This is a genomic window from Microbacterium sp. RU33B (assembly GCF_900155915.1).
Lineage (GTDB): Bacteria > Actinomycetota > Actinomycetes > Actinomycetales > Microbacteriaceae > Microbacterium.
This window is the reverse complement of sequence record NZ_FTPO01000001.1, coordinates 217,885-241,060: the sequence shown is the minus strand read 5'-3', so window position 1 is coordinate 241,060 and position 23,176 is coordinate 217,885. Positions and strand designations below refer to the sequence as shown.

Annotated in this window: 24 protein-coding genes; 11 read left to right on the top strand and 13 right to left on the bottom strand. The window is 71.9% G+C overall.

Translation table 11 applies throughout. The features are described from left to right. Positions 1 to 97 precede the first annotated feature (97 nt). The 3 genes from B0B14_RS01120 to B0B14_RS01110 are packed head-to-tail and all read left to right on the top strand — an operon-like array spanning position 98 to position 3,763. The gene (locus B0B14_RS01120) at positions 98 to 1,612 is read left to right on the top strand and encodes a sensor histidine kinase (RefSeq protein ID WP_076679587.1); all 1,515 of its coding nucleotides are present in this window, start codon (positions 98 to 100) and stop codon (positions 1,610 to 1,612) included. A 3-nt stretch (positions 1,613 to 1,615) separates the two neighbouring features. After that, entirely contained in the window at positions 1,616 to 2,272 is a 657-nt protein-coding gene (locus B0B14_RS01115; RefSeq protein WP_076679586.1) for a response regulator transcription factor, read from the top strand. 36 nt (positions 2,273 to 2,308) lie between these two features. Further along, a complete protein-coding gene (locus B0B14_RS01110; RefSeq protein ID WP_076679585.1) occupies positions 2,309 to 3,763 on the top strand; it encodes a phytoene desaturase family protein in 1,455 nt (484 codons plus the stop codon). A gap of 9 nt (positions 3,764 to 3,772) precedes the next feature. Here B0B14_RS01110 and B0B14_RS01105 read toward each other — a convergent pair whose 3' ends face one another. Next, a complete protein-coding gene (locus tag B0B14_RS01105; protein ID WP_083710248.1) occupies positions 3,773 to 5,239 on the bottom strand; it encodes an MFS transporter in 1,467 nt (488 codons plus the stop codon). A 59-nt stretch (positions 5,240 to 5,298) separates the two neighbouring features. On the opposite strand from B0B14_RS01105, the gene B0B14_RS01100 reads away from it, so the two are divergent. After that, positions 5,299 to 5,865 (top strand): phosphorylase family protein, encoded by a 567-nt coding sequence (locus tag B0B14_RS01100; protein ID WP_256714207.1) that lies wholly within the window; start codon positions 5,299 to 5,301, stop codon positions 5,863 to 5,865. Here the strand turns inward: B0B14_RS01100 and B0B14_RS01095 are convergent, their stop codons facing one another. Then, positions 5,866 to 6,054: a hypothetical protein gene (locus tag B0B14_RS01095; RefSeq protein WP_076679584.1), complete on the bottom strand. Its 189-nt coding sequence runs from the start codon at positions 6,052 to 6,054 to the stop codon at positions 5,866 to 5,868. A gap of 117 nt (positions 6,055 to 6,171) precedes the next feature. On the opposite strand from B0B14_RS01095, the gene B0B14_RS01090 reads away from it, so the two are divergent. Next, positions 6,172 to 7,005, top strand: a complete 834-nt coding sequence (locus B0B14_RS01090) for a hypothetical protein (protein WP_076679583.1) — start codon at positions 6,172 to 6,174, stop codon at positions 7,003 to 7,005. Between the two features lie 69 nt (positions 7,006 to 7,074). Here B0B14_RS01090 and B0B14_RS01085 read toward each other — a convergent pair whose 3' ends face one another. From B0B14_RS01085 to B0B14_RS01075, 3 genes are all read right to left on the bottom strand, one after another. Beyond that, positions 7,075 to 7,902, bottom strand: coding sequence for a GDSL-type esterase/lipase family protein (locus B0B14_RS01085; RefSeq protein WP_076679582.1), 828 nt, complete (start codon positions 7,900 to 7,902; stop codon positions 7,075 to 7,077). A 245-nt stretch (positions 7,903 to 8,147) separates the two neighbouring features. Then, a complete protein-coding gene (locus tag B0B14_RS01080; protein ID WP_076679581.1) occupies positions 8,148 to 11,153 on the bottom strand; it encodes an AAA family ATPase in 3,006 nt (1,001 codons plus the stop codon). Next, the gene (locus B0B14_RS01075; RefSeq protein ID WP_076679580.1) at positions 11,150 to 12,331 is read right to left on the bottom strand and encodes an exonuclease SbcCD subunit D; all 1,182 of its coding nucleotides are present in this window, start codon (positions 12,329 to 12,331) and stop codon (positions 11,150 to 11,152) included. Before B0B14_RS01075 ends, B0B14_RS01080 begins: the two co-directional genes overlap by 4 nt. Before the next feature lie 81 nt (positions 12,332 to 12,412). Here B0B14_RS01075 and B0B14_RS01070 point away from each other — a divergent pair, with 81 nt between their 5' ends. Beyond that, entirely contained in the window at positions 12,413 to 13,204 is a 792-nt protein-coding gene (locus B0B14_RS01070; RefSeq protein ID WP_076679579.1) for an alpha/beta fold hydrolase, read from the top strand. Positions 13,205 to 13,215: 11 nt separating this feature from the next. On the opposite strand, the gene B0B14_RS01065 is transcribed toward B0B14_RS01070, so the two are convergent. The 5 genes from B0B14_RS01065 to B0B14_RS01045 form a co-directional block, all read right to left on the bottom strand. Beyond that, on the bottom strand, positions 13,216 to 13,644 hold the full coding sequence (locus tag B0B14_RS01065) for a DUF1622 domain-containing protein (protein ID WP_076679578.1): 429 nt from the start codon (positions 13,642 to 13,644) through the stop codon (positions 13,216 to 13,218). A 36-nt stretch (positions 13,645 to 13,680) separates the two neighbouring features. Continuing rightward, positions 13,681 to 13,920, bottom strand: a complete 240-nt coding sequence (locus B0B14_RS01060) for a hypothetical protein (protein WP_076679577.1) — start codon at positions 13,918 to 13,920, stop codon at positions 13,681 to 13,683. Beyond that, a complete protein-coding gene (locus B0B14_RS01055) occupies positions 13,917 to 14,135 on the bottom strand; it encodes a hypothetical protein (protein WP_076679576.1) in 219 nt (72 codons plus the stop codon). The genes B0B14_RS01060 and B0B14_RS01055 overlap by 4 nt, the downstream gene beginning before the upstream one ends. Before the next feature lie 76 nt (positions 14,136 to 14,211). Next, positions 14,212 to 14,511 (bottom strand): GNAT family N-acetyltransferase, encoded by a 300-nt coding sequence (locus B0B14_RS01050; RefSeq protein ID WP_076679575.1) that lies wholly within the window; start codon positions 14,509 to 14,511, stop codon positions 14,212 to 14,214. A 42-nt stretch (positions 14,512 to 14,553) separates the two neighbouring features. Further along, the gene (locus B0B14_RS01045; RefSeq protein WP_076679574.1) at positions 14,554 to 15,099 is read right to left on the bottom strand and encodes a P-loop NTPase family protein; all 546 of its coding nucleotides are present in this window, start codon (positions 15,097 to 15,099) and stop codon (positions 14,554 to 14,556) included. 495 nt (positions 15,100 to 15,594) lie between these two features. Between B0B14_RS01045 and B0B14_RS01040 the strand changes: the two genes are divergently transcribed. Continuing rightward, the gene (locus B0B14_RS01040; protein WP_076679573.1) at positions 15,595 to 16,329 is read left to right on the top strand and encodes a winged helix-turn-helix domain-containing protein; all 735 of its coding nucleotides are present in this window, start codon (positions 15,595 to 15,597) and stop codon (positions 16,327 to 16,329) included. A gap of 94 nt (positions 16,330 to 16,423) precedes the next feature. Beyond that, positions 16,424 to 17,383 carry a DNA-3-methyladenine glycosylase family protein gene (locus B0B14_RS01035; RefSeq protein ID WP_076679572.1) on the top strand — a complete coding sequence of 320 codons (960 nt, stop codon included), beginning with the start codon at positions 16,424 to 16,426 and terminating at the stop codon, positions 17,381 to 17,383. A 40-nt stretch (positions 17,384 to 17,423) separates the two neighbouring features. Here the strand turns inward: B0B14_RS01035 and B0B14_RS01030 are convergent, their stop codons facing one another. Then, on the bottom strand, positions 17,424 to 18,059 hold the full coding sequence (locus B0B14_RS01030) for an NADPH-dependent F420 reductase (RefSeq protein WP_076679571.1): 636 nt from the start codon (positions 18,057 to 18,059) through the stop codon (positions 17,424 to 17,426). Between the two features lie 188 nt (positions 18,060 to 18,247). Between B0B14_RS01030 and B0B14_RS01025 the strand changes: the two genes are divergently transcribed. Both B0B14_RS01025 and B0B14_RS01020 read left to right on the top strand, forming a co-directional pair. Further along, positions 18,248 to 18,472 carry a hypothetical protein gene (locus tag B0B14_RS01025; RefSeq protein WP_076679570.1) on the top strand — a complete coding sequence of 75 codons (225 nt, stop codon included), beginning with the start codon at positions 18,248 to 18,250 and terminating at the stop codon, positions 18,470 to 18,472. A gap of 30 nt (positions 18,473 to 18,502) precedes the next feature. Continuing rightward, positions 18,503 to 19,444 carry a DMT family transporter gene (locus B0B14_RS01020; protein WP_076679569.1) on the top strand — a complete coding sequence of 314 codons (942 nt, stop codon included), beginning with the start codon at positions 18,503 to 18,505 and terminating at the stop codon, positions 19,442 to 19,444. On the opposite strand, the gene B0B14_RS01015 is transcribed toward B0B14_RS01020, so the two are convergent. Then, on the bottom strand, positions 19,437 to 20,246 hold the full coding sequence (locus B0B14_RS01015) for a MerR family transcriptional regulator (RefSeq protein ID WP_076681194.1): 810 nt from the start codon (positions 20,244 to 20,246) through the stop codon (positions 19,437 to 19,439). The two genes, B0B14_RS01020 and B0B14_RS01015, sit on opposite strands and share 8 nt — an antisense overlap. A gap of 73 nt (positions 20,247 to 20,319) precedes the next feature. On the opposite strand from B0B14_RS01015, the gene B0B14_RS01010 reads away from it, so the two are divergent. After that, complete coding sequence (locus B0B14_RS01010) at positions 20,320 to 21,045, top strand: SDR family oxidoreductase (protein ID WP_076679568.1); 726 nt, start codon at positions 20,320 to 20,322, stop codon at positions 21,043 to 21,045. A 9-nt stretch (positions 21,046 to 21,054) separates the two neighbouring features. Here B0B14_RS01010 and B0B14_RS01005 read toward each other — a convergent pair whose 3' ends face one another. Continuing rightward, positions 21,055 to 23,145 carry a S9 family peptidase gene (locus B0B14_RS01005; RefSeq protein WP_076679567.1) on the bottom strand — a complete coding sequence of 697 codons (2,091 nt, stop codon included), beginning with the start codon at positions 23,143 to 23,145 and terminating at the stop codon, positions 21,055 to 21,057. Between the last annotated feature and the right edge of the window lie 31 nt (positions 23,146 to 23,176).

Sequence of the window (23,176 nt, the reverse complement as noted above, 5' to 3'; positions counted from 1 at the left end):
CTTAGGGTTCGGATCGCGGTGCTCACCGCTGGTCATACTGGTGAGCATGGGGGATGCCGGATCACGCGCGGGTCGGCCTGCGATGCGGCGGCGCAGGATGCCGGCGATCTCCGTGCGCATGCGGCTCATCGCCGTCATCACCCTGGTCGCGGCCGTGGGACTCGCCGTCGTCGGCGTCGCGGTCTACTCGGTCGAGCGGCAGCGCATCCTCGCGCAGGTCGATGAGAGGCTCGCGGCGCACCTCGAGTCGGCGCGGTTCCTCGTCGCGCAGGGGCCGGGCGGCGACGCCGACTGGGCATCGTCGGCCGATGCGCTGCACGACGTCGTGCAGCGCATGAGCCCCGACGACAACACGGGCGCGATGGGCATCGTCGACGGCGCGATCGCGCTCGTGCCCGGCGTCGCGCTCGACGTCGACCTCGCCGGAGCGACCGGACTCGTCACGCGCGTCGTGGCGGAGACCAGCGACGGCGATCCGGTCGTCGGCACGTTCACCGACGACGGCGTCGCCTGGCGCTATCTGGCCACGCCCGTGGCCGCGGGGCCGGCGGGAAGCTCGGCTGGCGTCTTCGTGATGGTCTACGACCTCGAGGGCGAACTGGCCGAGATCGGCGTCGCCGGGCAGGTCTACCTCGTCTCCACGGTCATCGCCGTGCTGATCGTCGCCGCGGTGGCCTGGTTCGCCGCCGGTCGCCTGCTGCGACCGCTGCGCGACATGCGCCGTACGGCCGAGCACGTCTCCGCCCGCTCGCTGTCGGAGCGCATCCCGGTGCACGGCCGCGATGACGTGTCGGACCTCGCCCGCACGATGAACGACATGCTCGACCGGCTCGACGACGCCCTGGAGTCGCAGCGGAGCCTCGTGAGCGACGTCGGACACGAGCTGAAGACCCCGATCACGATCGTGCGCGGCTACCTCGAGGTCATGGATCCCGACGACCCCGCCGACGTGCGCGAGACCGCCGTCCTCGCGGTGGACGAACTCGAGCGCATGGGGGTGCTCGTGCAGGATCTCGCTCAGGCCGCGATGCTGCTCGGGCCCACTCCGATCACCCCGCACCCCACCGATGCCGCCGACCTCGTGCGGCAGATCGTGCGCAAGGCCGAGGGCATCGACGGGGCGGAGGTGACGTCGGGCCGTGTCGCGGATGTCGTCGCCCTCGTCGATCCCGCGCGGATCACGCAGGCCCTGCTGCAGCTGGCGCAGAACGCCGTGACGCACGGCGGAGGACGCATGACGATCGGCAGCCGCGTGGCAGGCGATGGGCTCGAGATCTGGGTGCGCGACCACGGACCCGGTGTCCCCGACGAGGCGAAGTCGCACGTGTTCGACCGGTTCCGCCGCGGCACCGACGACCGCGAGCCCGAGGCCGCCGGCAGCGGTCTCGGCCTCCACATCGTCGACGTCATCGCCCGCGCCCACGGGGGTGCGATCCGCGTCGTGGACGCCGAGGGCGGCGGAGCGGTCTTCGTGATCACCGTGCCGCTCGTGGCGACCGCCCGACCGGGCTCGGCGGGCTCACGGCAGGTCGCGCCTCCGGGCCCCCCGCCTCCGCTTCCGCCCGCACCGCCGGCGGACGACCTGGCAGATTCGACCGTCGCAAGGAGCTGACGCGTGGCATCCATCCTGATCGCCGACGACGAGGCCCGCATCTCGGGCTTCATCGACAAGGGCCTGCGCTCCGCGGGCTATGCGACCCGCGTCGCGCGGACGGGCACCGAGGCGCTCGACCTCGCCCTGAGCGACGAGTTCGACCTCATGGTGCTCGATGTCAACATGCCCGGCCTCGACGGGTTCGACGTCCTCGAGCAGCTGCGGGGATCGGGGTCGCGGCTGCCCGTGATCATGCTCACGGCGCGCATCGAGCTGCACGACACCGTCGCCGGCCTCGAGGGCGGCGCCGACGACTACCTCGGAAAGCCCTTCCGCTTCGACGAGCTGCTCGCCCGCATCCGCCTGCGGATGCGCAAGGACGACGCCGGCTCGCAGACCACCCTGACCCACCGCGACGTCTCGCTCGACATCCGCACCCGTCGCGCCACCGTCGGCGGCCACACCGTGGAGCTGTCCGCGAGGGAGTTCGCCCTCGCGGAGGAGCTCGTGCGTCACGCCGGACAGGTGCTCAGCAGGGAGCAGCTGCTGAGCCGCGTCTGGGGGTACGACTTCGACCCCGGCTCCAACGTCGCCGACGTCTACATCGGATACCTCCGGCACAAGCTCGGCGCCGATCGGATCGAGACGGTGCGCGGCGCGGGGTATCGACTGCTCTGACCCCGAGATGCCGGTCGGCGGTGACAGACTGAGGGCATGGCCAGACGCGCCACGATCGTGGGCAGCGGACCCAACGGGCTCGCCGCCGCCGTCGCGCTCGCACGCGCCGGACTCCACGTGCGGGTGCTCGAGGCGTCGGAGACCGTCGGCGGCGGCATCCGCACCGCGGAGCTCACCCTGCCGGGCTTCCACCACGACGTGGGCTCGGCGGCGCATCCCGCCGCGCTGACCTCGGCCTTCTTCCGCTCCTTCGGGCTGCGCGAGCGTATCGCCTGGAACGTTCCGGATGCCGCCTACGCGCATCCTCTCGACGGAGGGCGCGCCGCCATCGCCTGGCGCGATCTCGATCGGACAGCGGAGGAGCTCGGAAGGGATGCCCGCGCCTGGCGCGCCCTGATCCGTCCGCTGGCCCGTCACCTCGACGGCGTCCTCGACCTGACCGGCAACCAGCTGCTGCGGATGCCGCGGCATCCGCTCACCGCCGCACGATTCGTCGCCCGCGTGCTCCAGACGGGGCTCGGCCTGCCGACGCTGGCGACCGAGGAGGCCCAGGCCCTGCTCGCCGGCGTCTACGCCCACGCGAACACGGCGCTGCCGTCGATTCCCGCGGCGGGTTCGGGCCTGTTCCTGGCCGCGCACGCCCACGTCGGCGACGGCTGGGCGTATCCGCGCGGTGGAGCGCAGGCCATCGCCGACGTCCTGGCGGACGATCTGCGCGCGCACGGCGGCGAGATCGAGACGGGCGTCCGGGTCGACTCGCTCAGGGCGCTCGACTGGGGCGATCCGGAGGGCGGCGACCTCCTGCTGCTCGACGCGTCGCCCCGGCTCCTGCTCACCCACCCCGATCTGCCCGCCCGGTACGCCCGCGCGATCGGCCGCTACCGCTACGGGGCGGCGGCCGCGAAGGTGGACTTCGCGCTCGACGGACCGGTCCCCTGGACGAATCCGGATGTCGCACGCACGCCGACCGTGCACATCGGCGGCGCGCGTGCCGAGGTCGAGGCGAGCGAGAACGCCGTCGCCGCCGGACGCGTCAGTGACCGGCCCTACGTGCTGGCGGTGCAGCCGTCGGTGCTCGACGACTCCCGCGCGCCGGCGGGCGGAGCGGTGCTGTGGGCGTACATCCACGTGCCCGCCGGGTCGACGTTCGACCCGACCGAGACCGTGACACGCCAGGTCGAGAGATTCGCCCCGGGCTTCCGCGACCGCATCCTCGCGTCGCGGGCGATGACGGCCGCCCAACGCCCGGCCTTCAATCCGGCCGACGTCGGCGGAGACATCCTGGGAGGAGCCTTCACCCTCGCCCAGACGGTGCGTCGACCGGTCGTGTCGCGTGCGCCCTGGCGCACGCCGGTGCGCGGCGTGTACCTCGCCTCGGCGTCCACTCCCCCGGGTCCGGGCGTCACCGGGATGCCCGGCTGGTTCGCGGCGCGCCAGGCGCTGCTCGACCACACCGGCATCCCCATCGAGCTCGACGACCTCTTCGGGTGACCCGGCCCGTCACGAGCCGTTGCGGCGCCGCTCCTTGAGGTCGAGCACCGACACGATGAACGCCAGCGCCAGGAACAGCGCGACCGAGATCATGCCGATCGCGTAGGCGTCGTGGTAGACGACGAGCATGTCGGCGGTCGCGTCGTCCTCCCGGTAGATCGTGGCGTAGAACAGCGAGAGACCGACAGCGGTGCCGATGGCCGTGCCGATCCGCTGGCCGAGCTGTCCGACGGAGCCCGCGACGCCGCCCTGCTTCACGGGGATGTCGGCGAGCGTCAGCGTCTGGTTCGGCGCGATCACGAGACCGCCGCCGAAGCCGCCGACGATCATCACTCCGGCCATCACGTACGGCGTCCACTCGGGGGCGGTGAACAGTGCGGCCAGCACGAGGCCGCCGATCGAGGCGAGCATCCCGACCAGACCCCACACGACGACCGGGCGCCCGAAGCGCCCCACCAGGTTGCCGCCGATCCACGAGGAGACGGCGCTGGCGAGGGCGAAGCCGATCGAGACCATGCCCGCGAAGACCGGCTCGAGCCCGAGGCCGATCTGCAGGAACAGCGTCGTGAGCAGGAACATGGCCGGCGCCGCCGTGAAGTACGCCGTCTGGAGGAGCGTCCCGTTGCGATACGACGCGATCGCGAACAGCGGCAGCGGGATGAGCGGGCTCTTTCCCCGCGCGGCGTAGCGGCGCTCCCAGGCCAGGAATGCGGAGACGAAGAGCACGAACGCCACCAGCAGCCACCAGCGGGCGGGATTGTCGGTCGGGGCGCCGGTCGTGAACAGGAACGGCCACATGAGCGCGACCACGGATGCTCCGAACAGGAGGAGTCCGATGGGGTCGAGCTCGACCGCGCGCGACGAGCGAGTGCGGGTGGCCGGGAGCATCCACAGCACGAGCGCGATCGCGATGAGGCACAGCGGCACGTTGATCCAGAAGATGAGGCGCCAGCCGTCGGTGGGTCCGCCGAGTGCGATGAGCAGGCCGCCGAGGGTCGGCCCGAAGGCGGTGGCGATGCCGATCGTGGCTCCGAAGAGACCGAACGCCCGCCCGCGCTCCTTGCCCTGGAAGAGCTCCTGGGCCATGCCCAGCACCTGCGGCATCTGGATGCCGGCCGCGACTCCCTGCAGGAGCCGGGCGACGAGCAGCACCTCCGCGGTGGGGGCGAGCGCGCACAGGATGCTGGTCGCCGTGTACAGCGACAGGCCGATGACGAACAGCATGCGCCGGGACCGCTGATCGCCCAAGCGTCCGAACGGCACGAGGGCGAGCCCGAAGGTGAGCACGAAGCCCGAGACGATGAGCTGGAGCTCGGTCGAGCCTGCGTCGAGAACCGTGCCGATCGAAGGCAGGGCGACGTTGACCTTCGTCAGATCGAGGATCGTGATCGCCGCCACGGCGACGCACACCCAGAAGGCCCGCCACCGCTTCGCCGCTGTCAGAGGAATCGCGGCGGTGGCGGGAGGAGCACTCATCAGTTCAGGCTACCGACAGCGCGTCGCATCGAGGCCGGAACGGGCCTCGAGGCGGGATGATGGATGACGTGAAGCTCCTCGTCGCCGCCCTCGAAGCCGAACTCGTCGCCTTCCCCGCAGATCTCCCTGGGTTCGATCGCCTCGTCACCGGGCCGGGCAAGCTCCAGGGTGCCGTCGCGCTCACTCGGGCGCTCGAGGCGCGGACGTACGACGAGATCCTCGTGGTCGGAACGGCGGGCGGCATCGACCCCGCCCTCGAGGCGAGCGTCTACGAGGTGGGCGCGGCGATCCAGCACGACGTCACCGACATCGACGGCATCGTCGGCCAGCACGTCTCGCTTCCCACGGTCGTGCCGCTCGGACGGGACGGCGTCACGATCGCCACCGGCGACCACTTCGTCGACGACCCGGATGCGGCGCTGGCGATCCGCGCGCTCGGAGGGAGCCTCGTCGACATGGAGACGTACGCGTACGCGTGGGTCGCCGCGCAGTTCGGCGTGCCGATCCGGGTGCTCAAGGCCGTGTCGGATCGCGCGCAGGACGACGCGATCACCGACTGGCGCGAGACCGTGGCGATCTGCAGCGCACAGCTGTGGGACGTCGTGCGGGTCGAGTACGACCTCTGATCAGTCGGAGTGAGAGCTGCCGCGGGCGAACAGCATCCGCAGCACGAAGAACACGATCACCGCGACGACCGCGACGAAGCCGATCCGCACGATGAGCCAGACCACGCTGAAGAGCAGGTCGACGAGGAACCAGGCGATCAGGACCGCCACGACGACTCCGACGACGGTCCACAGGGTGCTCTTGCTCACCCGTCCAGCCTAAGCGCCGGTGGCGTTCTCCCGCGGCGGGTAGGGTGAAGGGCCGCCTCGGGATGCCTCGTCCCGCGCACTCGCGGCATCCACCGCCATCGATCCCTGGGGGGACGCATGACCACGAACGACCCCGGGCGCCAGCCCGAGCCGCAGCCCGGCGCCGACCAGTCGACCGTGTCGTTCACGCCCGGCGCCGACCAGCCGACCGCCGCCTACCCGCCCGCGTACGGCGCGCCGCAGCAGCCGGCGTACGACGCTCCGCCGCAGCCCGCGGGCCCCGACACGCGACCCAAGAAGCTCGGTCTGATCGCGCTCGTCACGTCGATCGCCGGTCTCGTCCTCGTGCTCGTCGGCTTCCTTCCGGTCCTGTGGGTGGGCCTCGTGTTCGCGATCCTCGGCGGACTGGTGCTGCTGGTCGGTCTCGTCCTGGGCATCATGACCCTCGTCAAGCGCACGCAGGGGGGCAAGGGCCTCGGCATCGGCGCGGTCGTCGTCTCGGTCGTCGGAGGCGCCGTCTGGGTGGGAGCGCTCGCGTTCTCGCTCGTCCTGATCGGCCTGTCCGCCGCCGGGAGCTCCAACGGCTCCGAGCCCATCGAGGTGCCGTCGCCGCAGGTCTCCGTCGAGGGCGAAGACGGCACGACCGACGACGGCGCCGCGGAAGAGGGCACCGCGACCGCCGACGAGGCCGCCTTCGTGGCCGCCGTGCGACCGCAGCTCACGGCGCTGTTCCAGGAGATCCAGCCCGGAATGACCGAGGAGCTGCTCGAGAGCGTCTACTCCGACGAGATCCTCGTCGCGACCGGCCAGGGATTCCTGATGGGCGGCGACGCGGCACGTCAGGCCTTCGTGCAGGCCGCGGCCGGATCGGGTGACGCGATGACCGAGGAGCAGGCCACCCGCTTCGTCGACATCATCGTCGCCGCCGCCGAGGAGCACCTCGGCGGCTGATCGACCGCACGAAACGGGGCGGCACTCCTTCGGGGTGCCGCCCCGTTTCATCCCCAGCTCATGGCGGCGTCACTGCGCCCACTGCGATGCGTTCCACGTGATCTCCGCGAGCACCGACTGACCGGTGGTGGACGGGTGGAAGTAGTCCCGGGTCGAGATGTGCGCCTTCGTGAAGGCGTAGTTCGCGACAGCGAAGCCGTCGAAGCGGCACGTCGCGACAGCTGCGCACGCCTGCTGCAGAGCGACGTTGTACTCGTTGACCCTCGCCTGCACCGCAGCACGCCGCTGTACGTCCACGGCCTTCGTACTCGACGGGTTGGCGAGCATGGACTGGCACAGTCCCAGCACGCTCCAGGTCAGTCGGGCGCTCAGACTCGACTTGTTGATGTCGTACATCCGCTGCAGATTCGGGATGCTGGCCACGAAGATCTGCGTCCCCTGCGCCCCGAGCGCGGTGATGGCCGCCGAGACGTTGGCGCTGTAGACCGCCGTGGGGGTCATCGCGCCGACGGTCTTCGTGCAGGCGTCGTTGGCTCCGATCTCGATGGTCACGTACTGCGCACCGCGCACGATCGCGGCGTGAGCCTGGGCGGGGAGGGCCGCGGATGTCACCGACGGCACCGCGAGGTTCGCCGTCGTCAGAGCGGGGTTCAGCACTTTCAGGCGCTGCGCGTGGGAGTTGACGGCGGTTCCGGTCGACCAGCTGTTGGACGGACAGAGCAGCAGTGAGCTGCAGCTCATCGACGCCTGGGTGATCGAGTCGCCGAGGGCGGCGACCAGTGTCGGCGGCGGGGGAGCAGCGGATGCCGCCCCCGCGCCGAACACCGCTCCGGAGGTGAGGACCGCCGCGGCGACGATCGAGGCGAGGATGCGGCGTGCACGAGTGGACCAAGACATCGAGGACTCCGGTTCACGACGGTGTGGGAGGAGTGGAACGCTGCTTCTCAGCGGAGCGACGGGGGCGCGGCAGAGGCCGTGGCGGGCGCGATCGCGCGTGCCAGGTGCGATCGATCCGGCGGTTCGGGCGGGGTGGGAGGCCGTTCGGCCGACCCGTGATCTGCCGATGAGGCCCGATCACGGCGAAAGGGTATACCCGTGCGGCGCGGTGCACAACAGCCCGACCGGACGCCCTGATCGCCGGGCTAGACCGGGATCGCGACGTCCTGGCGGATGATGCTCGGGCCCTGCGGGGTCGCCTCGACGACGAGTCGTGCCGGGAGCTGCTCCTTCATTGCCTCGACGTGGCTGATGAGGCCGACGGTGCGGCCGCCGTGGCGGAGCTCGTCGAGTGTGCGCATCGCGAGCTCGAGGGTCTCGGAGTCGAGCGAGCCGAAGCCCTCGTCGATGAACAGGGTGTCGAGCCGGACGCCGCCGCTGCGGGCGGTGACCACCTGGGCGAGGCCCAGAGCGAGGGCGAGCGAGGCCAGGAACGTCTCGCCGCCGGACAGCGACTGCGGCGGGCGGGCTTGGCCGGTGTACGCGTCGAGCACGGTGAGCCCGAGGCCCGACGCGACACGGCGCGCCCCGACCGCGTCGGTGTGCTGCAGCCGGTACCGGCCCAGTGACATCGCGTCGAGGCGCAGGTTGGCAGCGGCGACGATCTCTTCGAGCTCGGCGGCGAGCACGAAGGTCTCGAGGTCCATGCGACTGTCGGTGCGGCCGGCGACGGCACCGGCGAGTCCGGCGATCACGTCGTACTCCGCGGCCCGGATGCCCGCCGACGCGTGCGCGGCCGTCGCCCGTGCCGCGGCATCCGCGAGCTGCGTCGCGATCTCGGCGTCGCGAGCGGCGGTGGCCACGGCGGAGTTCCAGGCGTCGCGGGCCGAGGACGCCGCGGCGGATGCCTCGGAGAGGTCGACGAGCTCTTCGGGCGCCCCCGCGAGCTGGGTCTCGAGGGCGAGGAGACGCTCGCGCTCGGTGGCGAGGGCGATCTCGTGTCGGCGGACCTCCTCGGCCAGCGCGGCCTGCGCGTCGCTGTCGAGCAGTGCCGCGGTCGCCTCCGCGGCGTCGGCGAAGACCGACGCGACCAGGCGCTCGTCGCGGTCGGCGTCGGCCGCGCGTGCAGCGGATACGAGGCGGGTGAGCTCTTCGGCGGCGTCGGCGAGCGCACGGGCCCGCTCGCGCCGGCGGGTCGCCACCCTGATGCGGTCGGCGACCGTGGCGTGGTCTCCGCGCGCCGCGACGACGGTGGCTCGCGCGGCCGCCTCCTCCTGAGCGGCCGTCGCGGCCGCCGTCGCGATCTCGGCGAGGCGTGCCGCGAGCGCATCGCGCTGGTCGGCGGCACGGGTCTCATCGGCCCGGAGCGCGGCGAGCTCGTCCTTCAGCGCGTGGAGGCGAGCGGATGCCTGGACCGCTGCCTCGACGAGCCGTGCGGCGTCGGCGTGCTCGGCCTCGAGCGTGGCGAGGGCGACCCCGCCCGCGCGGGCCGCGGCGTCGTGGTGGAGGCTGCGGGCGGCGCGGGACTGCTCCGACGCCCGTGCGACGACGGCGTTCGCCGCGTCGACAGCGGCCTCCGCCGCAGCGAGGTCCTCGTCGCTGACGGGCTCGGCGGACGCGGCGGACGGATGCGGGTGCTCCGTCGAGCCGCAGACCGCGCACGGCTCTCCGTCGGTCAAGGCTGCCGCGAGCTCACCCGCGTACCCGGCGAGCCGGCGCCGGAGAAGCGCCTGGACCTCGGCGGCGGCGCGATCGCGCGCGGTCACCGCGTCGAGATGCGCGGCGTCGGCCTCTTGCGCGAGGGGTGCGAGCCGTTCGGCCTCGCGGCCCGCGTCGAGCCGCGCCGCCGCCGTCCCGAGCGCCGCACGGGCGGGCTCGACGGGAGGAGCATCGACCTCTGCGGCGGCGATCTCGCCATCGAGCACGCCGAGCCGGTCGGCGCGCACCGCGCGTGCGACGTCGAGCCGATCGCGTTCCGCCGCGAGCGTCGCGACCATCTCCTCCGCACGACGGCGCACGGACTCGAGATCGGTGAGGGCGCGCTCCGCCTCGAGCGCCTGCGACCAGACGGCGAGATCCCCGCCGAGATCGTCGATGAGCGCGCGCAATGCAGCGGGGTCGGCGTCGGGCTCACCTTCGACGAGCCAGAGGCTGCGCGCAGACTCCTCCCCCTGGACCCCACGCAGAACGGCGGCCCGGGCTCGTGCGGCCGTCTCGATCGGCGCACGCAGGCTCTCCGCGGCGCGGGCCCTGTTCAGCCGAGAGCGGTGGTCGGCGATCTGCGCCGACTGCTCCTCGAGCGCCGCGAACGCCGTGCGGGAGACGATCCGCGCCTCCTGCGTCTTGCGCAGAGCGCTGCGGGCACCGAACGCGGCGAGGGCGTCGTCGTGCGCGGACTGCGCCTCGGTGCGGCGACGGACGGACTCGTCGGCACGGTACTTCGCCCGCGGGACAGCCCGCTCGATCTCGGCGAGTCGCTCGACCGTCGTCGGAGGTGCGGTCGACTCTCCGGCATCCGCCCCCGCGGCGCCGCGCAGCTGGTTGTCATCGACGAGCGACTCCGCATGGAGGAGCTGGGCCTGAAGCGTTGCAGCCTCGGCCTCGACGCCCTGCTGCGCGTCGCGGCGGCGCTGTTCGAATGCCGCCTCGTACTCCTCGTAGCGTCGGGTGCCGAACAGCGTGCGCAGCAGCGCCTGACGATCGTCGTTGCCGGCCAGGAGGAACTCGGCGAACCGGTTCTGTGCGAGGAGGATGACCTGCTGGAACTGGTCGCGGTTGAGCCCGAGGATCTCGTCGAGAAGCTCAGCCGCCTCCCGGTACTTCGTCGCGCGGCCGATCCACCCGCCGTCGATCTGCTCTTCGAGCAGCACGGTCGACTTCTGGGTGGTCATCCCGGCACCGCGCGCCTTGGGTCGCTGATACTCGGGTGAGCGGGCGATGCGCCACCGACGCCCCTGAGCCGTGAACTCGAGCCGCGCCTCCGTCGGCTCATCGGGGTCGACGTGATCGCTGCGGAGTCCGCGGTCGCCGCCGTCGTAGCGGGGGGCGGTGCCGTACAGGCTGTAGCAGACACCGTCGAGGATGCTCGATTTGCCGGCACCCGTGCGTCCCGAGATCAGGAAGAGGCCGTCGGCTTCGAAAGCGTCGAAGTCGACGGTCTGCCGGGTGCGGAACGGCCCGAACCCCTCGAGTTCGAGGCGATGCAGCTTCACGCCGGAGCCTCGGCGACGGCCTTCTTCGCGGGAGCGTCCTCCGAGCCGCGGGCCGAGATGACCTCACGGATGATCTCGCTCTCCCGCTCGGAGGCCCCCACGCCGTTGCGGACATGGGTCAGGAACGCGTCGATCAGCTCGTGATCGTCGCGGGACGCACGGACTCGGTTGGCGTACGTGAGCCCGTCGTCTTCGCGGACGATCGCCGGAGCGTGGGCGACCGCGGCGCAGAACGGGAACCGCTGCTGGAGGCGCCGCATCGGATCGCGCTGCGGAGCGGCATCGGTGTAGCGTGCGCTCACCCACGCGTCTTCGGCGTGCGTGAAGCGCGGATCGGCGAGCAGCTCGTCGAGCGGCCCTTCGAGGCGCACGAGCACCCGTGGAACGGGAAGCGCCAGCCACTCCACGCGGGCGAGACCGTCGGCGTCGAGGTCGACGAGCCACGATCCCCGCGGCTTGTCTGCCTCGCCGAAGCTGTAGTGCAGCGGGGCACCGGCGTAGCGCACACGAGCGGAGAGCTCGGCGCGCCCGTGGATGTGCCCGAGTGCGACGTAGTCCGGGCCGTCGAACGTGGAGAGGGGCACGACGTCCAATCCCCCCTGCTGGATGTCGCGCTCGACACCCGGCGTCGCCGCGACACCGGCGGCGAAGCAGTGCGAGATCGCCACCGAGCGGCCCGGTCGCTGCGCCTGATCGGCGCGGATGAGCCGCATGGCCTGCGCGATCGCCTGCGCCTGCGTGCGAACCTCGACGCCGTCCCACAGGTGACGCACGAGGGCCGGTTCGAGGTACGGGATGCCGTAGAAGTGCACGGGGCCGTGCACGTCGTCGACCGAGATGGGCTCGCCCACTGACAGCGGATCGGTCACGACGTGGATGCCGTCGCGCAGCAGCGCGGACTGGAAGCCGAGCCGGGCCGCGGAGTCGTGGTTGCCGCTCGTGACGATGACGCGGGAACCCGCGTCGGACAGACCGCGCAGCGCGTCGGAGAGGAGCGTGTAGCTGGCCGCGGCCGGCACGGCGGAGTCGAAGACGTCGCCCGCGACGATCACCACGTCGACCTCGTGCTCGCGCACCTGAGCCGTCATCGCCTCGAGGACGCCGCGCAGCGCCTCGAGGGTCGAGTGCCCGTGGAACGACCGGCCGATGTGCCAGTCGGACGTGTGCAGGATGCGCATGTCCTTCACGGTAGGCGAGGCCGCGGACATCGCCCGAGAGGCCCGCGGGCCGGCGCCCACACCGGCCGCTACTGTCGAGGAGTGACCGACAGCCGACGATCGCGCGCGCCTCGTGACCGCCCCCGCGGCCGGGTCTCCACGTTCGCGCACGACGGCGCGCAGATCGTGGTCGAGGAGCACGGCGTCGGATCGCGCATCATCGTGCTGCTGCACGGCATCGGCATGGGTCGCAGCGTGTTCGCCGACCTCATCCATGAGCTCGGCGACGACGCGCACACGATCGCGATCGACCTGCCGGGGTACGGCGAGGCGGCCGAGCCGCCGCGCACGCCGACGATCGAGCGCCTCGCCGACATCGTCGGGGCGGCGCTGCGGGATCGGCCGCGGTCGGACGTCACGGTCGTCGGGCATTCGATGGGCACGCAGGTCGCCGTCGAGCTCGCCGCACGCCATCCCCGACTCGTGGACCGCGTCGTGCTGGTGGGACCCACCGTCGATGCGGAGGCGCGCACGGCATCACGGCAGCTGCTCCGCCTCGCGCACGACCTCGCGATCGAGAGCCCCACCGTGATCGTCCGGGGAGGCCGTGAATACCTCCGGGCCGGTCCGAACCTGCGGCTCAAGATGCGCGCGATGCTCTCGCACCGTCCCGAGCAGACGTATCCGCGCGTGGCCGTGCCGGCGCTGGTGCTCCGGGGCTCGCAGGACACCGTCTCACCGCGGCGCTGGGCGCGGACGGTCGCGGATCTCCTGCCCGAGGGCCGCTTCACGGAGATCGAGGGCCACGGTCACGAGACCATGATCCGGGATGCCCGACCCGCCGCGGCGGCGATCGTGGCATTCGTCGAGGAGACCCGGGTCGCCGACGGCTGACCCCGACGCCGTCAGTCGCGGGCGGCGGCCTTCGTCGCGGCGGTGGCTGCGGCATCCCGGGCGACGGCGTCTCCGAGGAGCTGGCCTCCGCTGCGCAGCAGTGCGCGTCGCCACGGCACGACGCCCTCGATCTCGATCTGGATCGACATCGACAGCACCGTCCGGATGAGGACGATGATGCCGAGGATCAGAGCGTCTTCGATCGACGGCTTCGATGTGATCGTGCGGATCAGATCGGCGGCGACGAGCACTTCGAGTCCGAGCAGGATGGCGGCGCCGAGCGTGTTGCGCAGCACCGAGAACGCCGTCTGCCCGCCTTCACGGCGCTGCAGGGAGCGGATGCCGAGCACGAGCGCGATGACGAAGCCCACCACCATCGTGGTCGCACCGATCGCCTCGAACACCACGGCGACGTCCGTGAACACCGACTCCAGATCCACAGGCGTCAGCGTAGCGCGCGGGTCCTGCCGCGCGGGCTACTCCGCTTTCGCGTCGCCCGTCGCGATCTGCTGGGCGAGGTCGGCCGTCTCCTCGTCGGAGACGTCGAGACCGGCATCCGCGAACCGCTGACGGAGCACCTCGATGATGCGCTCCGGCGTCTCGGTGCCGACATCCGACCTCGTCTGCACCACGATGCCGGCGATCTTGTCGGTGTCGGGAGCCTGGTGCTGATCCATGATCGGCTCGTTCTGCTCGTTCGGCTGCTCAGCGCTCATCGTGCCTGCTCCTCGGTGTGCTCGTCGGTGCTGTCGTCGGTCGCGAGATCGGGATCGATCCCCTGGGTGGGCACGGTGCTCTCCACCGGCCCCTCGGGAGCGGATGCCGCGACGGCGTCGCTCTGCTCCTGCGTCTCGGCGTCGTCCACGCCGTCCCAGCCGCCGGCCGGGTTCGCGTCGATGACGCCCTCGGGAAGTTCGCGTTCGTTGTCCATGCCCCCACCCTCGTGGCTGTTGCGATGCGCGAGCGCGGGGTTGACACGCGCGGGACGACGTGCGTGCTCCGCGCGGTCAGGCCGAGCGCCGCTCGTGCAGGATCGCCGCGCGCTCGGGGTGGGCCGCGAACCAGTCGGCGACGTACCAGCACACCGGGATGACGGAGCGGTCGCCGGCGGCCTCGAGCGACGCGACGGCCCTGTCGACGACCTCGCCGGCGTAGCCGTGGCCGCGGAAGGTGGGCACCGTGTAGGCCCGGGTCATCGCGACCGTCGTGCCGTCGTCGCGGTAGTCCAGGACGCTCAAGAGGTCGGTGCCGCGTCGCAGCGTGTAGCGGGAGGCATCCGGTTCATGTGTGAAGACGAGCGAAGTCACCCTTCGAGGCTACGCCGGTGCGCCGACGATCGGGTCGCTCGGTCACGACCCGTCGGCGACCGACGCGAGCCACGCGTCGACCTCACCCTGATCGCGCAGGCGGACGACGGGCCAGCCCTCGTCGATCCTCCGCAGCATCCGCTCGCGCACGACGGGATGCTGCACCCACGCCCAGCGCATGATGTTCTCCTCCGGATCGCGTCGCAGCCACGACGAAGCGCGCTCCCGGTTGCCGTGCCACAGCACCTCGCGCCGGATGCCGCGGCGCAGGGTGCGACGGATCACCCGGCGCATCACGACCGGACGCGGATGGTCGAGCCACACGACGACGTCGGCGCCACCGGAAGTGCCGGGGTCGAGTAGTCCGTCGAGCTTCGACGTCCAGTTGCCGTCCACGACCCAGCCGTCGGGGTGTCCGGCGACGAACTCCCGCACCATCGCACGGGCCTCCTCCGGGTCGCGGTGGGTCCACTCGGCATCCCAGAACACCGCGTCGAGCTCGAGGCGGGCGATCCCGCAGCGGCGCGCGATCTGCGCCGCCAGATGCGACTTGCCCGATCCCGACACCCCGACCACACGGATCCTCATCCGAGCCGCTCCTGCGAGCACCCGTCGGTCAACCTCACGCCCCGCTCCTTCGTCTCGAACCCGCCGCGAAGCACCAGTCTGCCCGGACTGAGCAATCTGTCACATTTCGTCATGCACGACCCCTTGCATCCGTGCGATTTGACGCATGACGACGCATTCGGTCATAATCGGCCTCATGACTGACAACACGCACGCTCTGTCCGCCCGGGAGGCGAACAGGACTGCCGGCCTCATGGCCGGCCGCGTTGTCATGTGTTGTCGAATGTGCCACTAGCACGGTGACCTCCGCCGGACTCGTGCGCAGCATCGGCTCTTGATCTCCATCGAGCCGACCTCCGCACTCCGAGTCCCCCCGAGCACCGGAGCAGCGCGCCACCATCACGCGCATCCGGATGCCTCGCACCCGGCCCGCTCGGACCTCTCGTCCGCAGCTCGGAGCCGATTCGCAGCACACCCTCCCGGCCCCGGCCGACTCCCGCAAGGACTCCCACTCCCATGTCGAACTCCGCACTCCTCGAGCGCTCCGCCCCCGTCCGCCACCTCCGCGCCGTGACCTCCCCCGTTCCGACGGTCGACGAGGCGCCCCCCGCACCGCGGGCCGAAGAGCCCGTCCGCCACCTCCCCGCCGGCACGTCTCCGCGCGGCTTCGCGCTGTACGTCGGTCTCGACGAGGCGAAGGCTGCGGCATCCGGCGTCAGCCTCGGCGTTCTCGTCGAGGCCCTCCGCCGCACGATCGCCGACCTCGCCCCGAACGCCGAGACGTACGCGACCGTCGCGCTCGCCCCCGTCGGCTCGGGCGGACGCGACGTCGACGTCGTGCGCCTCGCGCTCCACGAGCCGTCGGCCGTCGCCCGCACGAAGCAGGACGAGGTCGCCGAGGAGGACAGCGCCGCCGGGGGCGTGGTCGTCGACATCTCGCGCAAGCGCGTGCTCATCGACGGCGAGTCCGCCGCGTTCACGTTCAAGGAGTTCGAGCTCCTGCAGTACCTCGTGCTCCGCGAGGGCCGCACGATCGAGCGCACCGAGCTCGTCGGCTCGCTGTGGAGCCAGGGCGACGCGGATGCCCCGGGCGAGCGCACGATCGACGTGCACGTGCGGCGCCTGCGCGCCAAGCTCGGCCGCTACGAGGACATCGTGCGCACCGTGCGCGGCGTCGGCTACCGCTTCGACCGTCACGCCGACGTGGTCATCCGCTACGGCCACGGCACTCCCTCGCCCGACCGCTTCTGACCGTCCCCTGCGGGGTGTCCGCGCCTGCAGAGTGCGACGGGCCGGCTCCGTCGGCGGGGAGTCGGATGTCGCGACCGCGACGTAGGGTGGGCGCATGACGGCCTCCCCCGCATCGCAGTCGCGGCAGGGCACGGCCGTCCACGCGCGTCCGCTCGAGACCGAGTACCGGCCGAAGCATCCGGTCGCCCTGCACCGGACGGTGCTCGCGCAGCGATGCGGGGCGCACGACCCCACCATGACGACGCACGGCGCCGTCATCTGGCGCGCGTCGCGCACGCCCGAGGGGGTCGCGACGCTCGCGATCCGCGAGACGGGCGGCGGCGTCATCAAGGGGGCGGCCTGGGGTCCGGGCGCCGCCTGGGCGCTCACGCAGCTTCCCGCGCTGTGCGGCGCCGACGACGATCTCGAATCGTTCGAGCCGGGCGAGCGCTTCGCCGAGCTCCATCGCCGCAACCAGGGCCTCCGGCTGAGCCGCACCGACCTCGTCTTCGACGCCCTCGCGAGTGCGATCTTCGAGCAGAAGGTGACGGGCCTGCAGGCATTCGGCGCGTGGCGACGCATCGTCACGCGGCACGGCGAACGCGCACCCGGCCCGACGCCGATCGCGATGTTCGCTCCGCCGTCGATCGAGGGATGGCGCAGCATCCCGTCGTGGTCGTGGCATCGCGCGGGGCTCGAGCCGCCGCAGTCGCGCACGATCGTCGACGCCGCCCGCCGCGGCGATGCGATCGTGCGGGCGGCCGAGGCCGCGGCGACGGGCGACGAGCGCGAGCGCGTCTTCACGAGCCTGCGCGGCGTCGGCGCGTGGACGAGCGCGGAGACGCGCATCCGCGCGTTCGGCGACCCCGACGCCGTGAGCGTCGGCGACTACCACCTCGCCCATCAGGTCGGCTATGCCCTCACGGGCACCCGCACCGACGACGCAGGGATGCTCGAACTCCTGGCCCCCTGGGCCGGGCACCGCCAGCGCATCATCCGTCTGATCTACGCGAGCGGCATCCAGGAGCCCCGGCGCGGCGCCCGCCTGCACCCCGAAGACCACCGCGAGCGCTGATCGCGACGATCAGCGCTCGCGCGGCTCCTCAAGCCGGCTCCTAGCGCTCGGCGCGGGCCAGGTTCGCCTCGAGCTCGTCGGCGTTCTGGCGGACGACGTAGGCCGGGCGGTCTCGCTCGACGCGCCAGCTCTCATCGAGCGGGCCCGCGTTGACCGTGTCGAATCCGAACTGGTTGTACAGCGCTGTGATGAACTCGACTGCTTCGGCATCGTCGCTCGAGGTCGCGAGCGCGCGGCGGTCCACCGTGCCCGCGGGGGTTCCGTCGGTCAGGATGTCGCCCGACATGATGTGATTGAACCCCTTCACGACGCGCGACTCGGGGAGGTGGCGCTGCAGCATCCGTGACGTCGTCACCTGTCCGGCCTCGAGCTCGGCGATCCGGCCGTCGCGCTCCCAGTAGTAGTTGTTCGTGTCGACCACGATCTTGCCCGCGAGCGGTGCGACGGGCACGGCATCCAGGGCCTTCAGCGGCACCGTCACGATCGCCCAGTCGCCCGCCGCAGCGGCCTCGTCGGCCGTCGCCGCCCGCGCGCGCGGGCCGAGCTCCGCGACGAGATCCGCCAGCGTCTCCGGTCCTCGCGAGTTGGAGATCACGACGTCGTAGCCGCGGTCGACGAGCCCCTTCGCGAGGGTGCTGCCGATGTGTCCTGCTCCGATGATTCCCACTGTTGTCATACGAGGTGGAACGACGGATGCCTCCGCGCATTCCCTTCGCCCGAGGCGCGCCTGCACATCCGACGTGCACGGACGCGCAGGCGACGGCCGACACGCGGCATCCGGGCGACCGAAGCCCGCGTGTCGGTGGGCACCTCCACTGCCGTGCACTCCGCAGGCCCGTCGCCCGGGTCCTCTAGGCTGACGGCATGACGACGTCACGCACCGGCTGGCCCAAGGGACGCATCGGATGGATCGCGGGCACGGTCGTGCTGCTCGGCCTCGGCGTGCTCGTCGGCCTGATCCTGCAGAACGTGTGGCTGGGCCTCACGATCGCCGCCATCGTCTCGATCGGCTGGGTCATCGCGTACGAGTCGTGGCGCGGCCGCACGCCGGGCCTCGACGACCCGTACGACAACGGCGCACAGCTCTGACCGCAGCCGTCACGTCACTACACTGAGCCGGTGTCGACTCGCTGGCTGCCCCTCGCCGCGATCGGGCTGTCGGTCGTGCTGTGGTCGATCGCGTACGTGTTCTCGGGCTGGGCGCTCGAGACCGGCTCTCCGGCGGTGCTCTCGGTCGCGCGCTTCGCGATCGCGCTCATCGTGCTCGTGCCGCTGGCCGCGCGCCGCCCGCACTTCCTCCGCACGCTGCGCCGGCCGCGCACGATCCTGCTCGGCCTGACCGGCGTCACGCTGTACTACTCGTTCGCGAACATCGGGCTGCTGTTCACGACGCCCGGCACCGCCGCGCTCGTCGTCTCGCTCCTGCCCGTGCTCACCGCGATCGCGGCCGTCATCATGATCCGCGAGCGGCTCGCCCGCCGCACGGTCGTCGGCCTCGCGCTCGCCACGATCGGCGTCGGACTGGTCGCGGCATCCGGCTTCCGCCTCGACCTCGGCGTCGTGCTCAACATCGTCGCGCTCGCCTCCTACGCGATCTACACCGTGCTGCTGCGCCGCGACGCGGGCCGCGACGACGCGCCCGACGCGATCGTGCTCGCCACCGCGACGGGCGTCTGGGGCACCGTCATCATGCTGCCGTGGCTGGGCTGGGAGGTCGCCACCGGTGCGGCCGCCGCTCCCACCGACCTGCGCGGCCTCCTGGCGATCGTGGCGCTGGGCATCGTGATCACCGCGCCCACGCTCGTGCTGTTCAACTACGGCGCCGAGCGCGTCCCTGCCGCGGTCTCGGGGGTCGCCACGGCCGGGATTCCCGCACTCGGCTACGGCTTCGCCCTGCTGCTCGGCGAGACGATCGATCCGGTGAAGGCGGTCGGCGGCGCGATCGCCCTCGGCGGCGTCGTGATCGCGACGCTCGCCCAGCCGGATGTCGAACCCAGCCCTCCCGGCTCCGCTCTGCCGGAGCCGGCCGACCTCGCCACCGGACCGGTCGACGTCACCTGACGGGCTGCTGCAGCTCGGTCACCCACTCCGTCTGCGGGCCATCGGCCTTGAGGTAGACCTCACGTGAGGGTCCGACGGGTTCGCAGCCGGCGGCATCCATCGCCACCATGAACTCGTGCCACGCGCGGCCGATGCCCGGCATGTCGCCCTCGTACGTCCAGACGGCGACCCGATCGGCGCCGGGCAGCTCCACGACCTCCCAGCCCTCTCCTGCCCGGGGTTCGCCTCCGGCCACCCAGGAGACGTTGACGCCGAGGTCGTCGGTGCCGGCGAGGGGCTCGTACCAGAAGATGCCGGGCTCGCGATAGTCGACTCCGGATGCCGCGAGCGCGGCCTCCAGCGGAGGCAGGATGCGGTCGATCACCGGCGATACGTTCTCGGGTCCCATTCCCGGGGCGGTGCCGCGAGCGGCGTACACGGTGACGGGCTCCAGGCTGCGGAAGACGAGTTCGGACATGGGGTGTGCTCCTTCGATGGTGGAGAGCCGCGCGGTCAGGCGGGCGAGGCGCGCTTCGTCTGCGGCGAGGGATGCCTCGAGCTCGGCACGCCGATGCTCGAGCACGGCGCGCAGCGCGGCCTTCTCGTCCCCCGCACCCAGCACGGCGGCGGCGTCCTCGAGCGAACAGCCGAGGTCGCGCAGTTCGACGATCCGCAGCAGCGAACCGAGCTGCGTCGGTTCGTAGCGGCGGTATCCCGACTGGGGATCGACCTGCGCGGGAACGAGCAGCCCGATCGCGTCGTAGTGGCGCAGCATCCGCACGCTCACGCGCCCGTGAGCCGCGAACTCTCCGATGGTGTACATGTTGGAGACCACACTCGACCCTGACACAGTGAGAGGGTCAAGCGGAATGTCGAATCGGCGATGAAGGAACGGCATGAGGATCGCGGTCGCAGGCGGAACGGGGCGGGCGGGAGCGCAGGCGGTGTCGGTCGCGCGCGAGCGGGGTCACGACGTCGTCGTGCTGTCCCGGTCCGCGGGGATCGATCTGACCACGGGAGACGGCGCAGCGGCTGCGCTCGACGGCGCGGATGTCGTCATCGACGCATCCGGGGTCCGGGGGAAAGGCGACCCGGCCGCGTTCCACACGGCCGTCCTGCAGGCGCTCGTCGCCTCTCGCCCGCCGCACATCGTCGTGCTCTCGATCGTCAACTGCGACCGCATCGACTATCCGCTCTACCGCGCGAAGGCCGCCCAGGAGCAGGCTGCCGCGTCGAGCGGCATCCCGTTCACGATCGCGCGCGCAACGCAGTTCCACGAATTCGCACCGCAGGTCTGGGAATTCGCGGGCGTCGGCCCGGTGCACATCGCGCCCAAGATGCGCACTCAGCCCGTCGCGGCGCGAGAGGTCGGCGAGCGTCTCGTCGACCTCGCCGAGTCGGAGCCCGCGGGGCGGGCGGCCGACCTCGCCGGCCCCCGGGAGGAGTGGCTCCCCGACATGATGAGGGCGTACGCGGCGGCCTCGCGACGCCGCGGCGTCGTCGTGCCGCTCGCGCTTCCCGGCGCGTTCGGCCGCGCGGCGCGCGGAGGCGGGCTCCTGCCTTCGCCGGACGCGGTCCTCGGTCGCCAGACCTTCGCGCAGTGGATCGCCGCTCTCGGCTGACCTCCGCCGTCAGCCGAGGTCGTCGGGCTTCTTCCACTCCTCGCCGAGCACGTGCTGGCCGAGGAACGCGAACACCGTCTCGTACCAGACGACGGCGTGCTGAGGCTTCAGGATCCAGTGGTTCTCGTCGGGGAAGTACAGGAACCGGTGCACGATCGTGCCGTCGTCGGCGGCGAAGTGGTCGTTGAGCTCCGACCACAGCCGCAGGCCCTCGCCGATCGGCACGCGGTAGTCGCGGTCGCCGTGGATCACCAGAAGGGGCGAGCGGATGTCGCGCACGAACCGGTGCGGGGAGTTCTCGATCATCGCCTCGGGCGTGAAGATCGACTGCCAGTACGACGACAGATCGGTGGTGGGGTTGAACTGGTCGAGCGCCCACAGACTCGCGTGCGTGACGATCGCGCGGAAGCGATCGGTGTGACCGGCGATCCAGTTGGCCATGTACCCGCCGAACGAGCCTCCCATCGCCGCCGTGCGCGTCTCGTCGATGTCGGCGCGCGCCTCCACCGCATCCGTGATGGCGAGCAGGTCGGTGTAGGGAGCGGCCCCCCACGCGTTCCAGCCGCGGGCGATGAAGTCGAGTCCGTATCCCGTGGAGAGCGCGGGGTCGGGCAGCAGCACCGCGTAGCCGCGGGCGACGGCGAGCTGCGGGGTCCAACGCCAGCTCCACGCGTTCCAGCTGTTCAGCGGACCGCCGTGGATCCACAGCAGCAGGGGGGCTGGAGCATCCGCCGTCGCGCCTTCGGGGAGCAGCAGCCAGCCGCGCACGCGCGCGCCGTCGTCGGCGGTGGTCTCGACCTCGGTCATCGTGGCGGGGACCTCGGGCAGGGCGACGGGCGCCGCGAGCGGGATGACGGACCCGTCGCGCGTCACGCGCACGGCGTGGGAGGGGGCCATCCAGTTCGAGCGGAGGGCGACGAGATCTCCCGTCGCGCGATCGACCGCGACGTGCGTGTACGTGAAGTCGTCATCGGTGAGCTGCTCGACGGCCGCGCCTTCGCCCAGCGGGAGGCGGAAGATCGGCCCCCGGCCGTTCTGGTCGGCGGTCGCGATGAGCGCGGCGTCGTCGTGGTCGAAGGCCAGGCTCGACGGCCAGCGGTCCCAGTCGGCGACGATTCTGCGGGCGTGCGAGCCGTCGAGCGCGCTCACCCACACCTCGATCTGCGTGGGGCCGTCGGGCGTGCTCTTCTCGGTGCGCTCGTACGCCAGGAGCGTGCCGTCGTGGCTGATGACCGGGAGCTCGAAATCGACCCGCGGCTCGTCGCGAACGATCGTGTGCTCACCCGACGCGACGTCGATCGACACCAGTCGCGTGCGGAAGCCGTACCCCTCCGAGACCCGCAGCGCCGCGATCACCGTCGTGCCGTCGGGAGTCACCGCCACCCCCGAGGCGTCCGCGCTTCGGCCCGGCCGCGGAGTCAGATCCTGGGGCCGCGGAAGCGAGGCGGGGTAGGGGGCAGGAGCGTCGGAGTCGGCCTTCTCGGCATCCGGGGCTTCGTCGCGGACGGCGCCGACGGTGTCGCGAAGATCGCCGAGATCGAGAGAGAGCAGGTGCGGATCGGCCGGACCGAGGTCGTGGTCCCAGTAGCGCACCGGGTAGCCCTCGTGCAGGATCGCGGAGATGTTCTTCTTCTTGCGCGCGGCGCGGAGCCTGGCGTCGTCCTCGATCGACGTCGCACTCGGCAGCAGGTCGGCGGCCAGGATGACCCGAGCAGACGCTTCCGCGACGGCCGAGACATCCGACACCCCGCCGGCCAGACGCGTGACGGCCCGCGCCTCTCCTCCGCCGGCCGGAAGCACCCACAGCTGGCCGGTCTCGGAATCTTCGTCGGCGTCGGAGTCGGGCCGGCCCGAGACGAACAGCACATCGCCGGATGACGTGTACCGCGGCGCGGACTCGCCCTTCGCCGAGCGCGTCAGCCGCCGGGCACCCTCCGACCCGTCGGCCGGGATCTCCCAGAGCGACCGGTCGAAGCCGGTCCCGTCCTTCTTGAGGGCGGCGATCGTCAGGACCGCGCGGGTCCCGTCGGGCGAGAGCGCGAGCCCTTCGATCCGGGGGATCGCGAGGAACGTGTCGAGGGAGTCGAAGGGAGTCGGCATCCCTCCACGCTAACCCCCGGGTCCGACGCGC

Coding starts and splice junctions, on each gene's coding strand:
- B0B14_RS01120 (WP_076679587.1), top strand. CDS start 98: ATGCCGGCGATCTCCGTGCGCATGCGGCTCATCGCCGTCATCACCCTG.
- B0B14_RS01010 (WP_076679568.1), top strand. CDS start 20,320: ATGAGGATCGCGGTCGCAGGCGGAACGGGGCGGGCGGGAGCGCAGGCG.
- B0B14_RS01060 (WP_076679577.1), bottom strand. CDS start 13,920: ATGAGCGCTGAGCAGCCGAACGAGCAGAACGAGCCGATCATGGATCAG.
- B0B14_RS01075 (WP_076679580.1), bottom strand. CDS start 12,331: ATGCGCATCCTGCACACGTCCGACTGGCACATCGGCCGGTCGTTCCAC.
- B0B14_RS01110 (WP_076679585.1), top strand. CDS start 2,309: ATGGCCAGACGCGCCACGATCGTGGGCAGCGGACCCAACGGGCTCGCC.
- B0B14_RS01040 (WP_076679573.1), top strand. CDS start 15,595: ATGTCGAACTCCGCACTCCTCGAGCGCTCCGCCCCCGTCCGCCACCTC.
- B0B14_RS01035 (WP_076679572.1), top strand. CDS start 16,424: ATGACGGCCTCCCCCGCATCGCAGTCGCGGCAGGGCACGGCCGTCCAC.
- B0B14_RS01055 (WP_076679576.1), bottom strand. CDS start 14,135: ATGGACAACGAACGCGAACTTCCCGAGGGCGTCATCGACGCGAACCCG.
- B0B14_RS01025 (WP_076679570.1), top strand. CDS start 18,248: ATGACGACGTCACGCACCGGCTGGCCCAAGGGACGCATCGGATGGATC.
- B0B14_RS01015 (WP_076681194.1), bottom strand. CDS start 20,246: ATGTACACCATCGGAGAGTTCGCGGCTCACGGGCGCGTGAGCGTGCGG.
- B0B14_RS01005 (WP_076679567.1), bottom strand. CDS start 23,145: ATGCCGACTCCCTTCGACTCCCTCGACACGTTCCTCGCGATCCCCCGG.
- B0B14_RS01045 (WP_076679574.1), bottom strand. CDS start 15,099: ATGAGGATCCGTGTGGTCGGGGTGTCGGGATCGGGCAAGTCGCATCTG.
- B0B14_RS01030 (WP_076679571.1), bottom strand. CDS start 18,059: ATGACAACAGTGGGAATCATCGGAGCAGGACACATCGGCAGCACCCTC.
- B0B14_RS01090 (WP_076679583.1), top strand. CDS start 6,172: ATGACCACGAACGACCCCGGGCGCCAGCCCGAGCCGCAGCCCGGCGCC.
- B0B14_RS01100 (WP_256714207.1), top strand. CDS start 5,299: ATGGATGACGTGAAGCTCCTCGTCGCCGCCCTCGAAGCCGAACTCGTC.
- B0B14_RS01105 (WP_083710248.1), bottom strand. CDS start 5,239: ATGAGTGCTCCTCCCGCCACCGCCGCGATTCCTCTGACAGCGGCGAAG.
- B0B14_RS01085 (WP_076679582.1), bottom strand. CDS start 7,902: ATGTCTTGGTCCACTCGTGCACGCCGCATCCTCGCCTCGATCGTCGCC.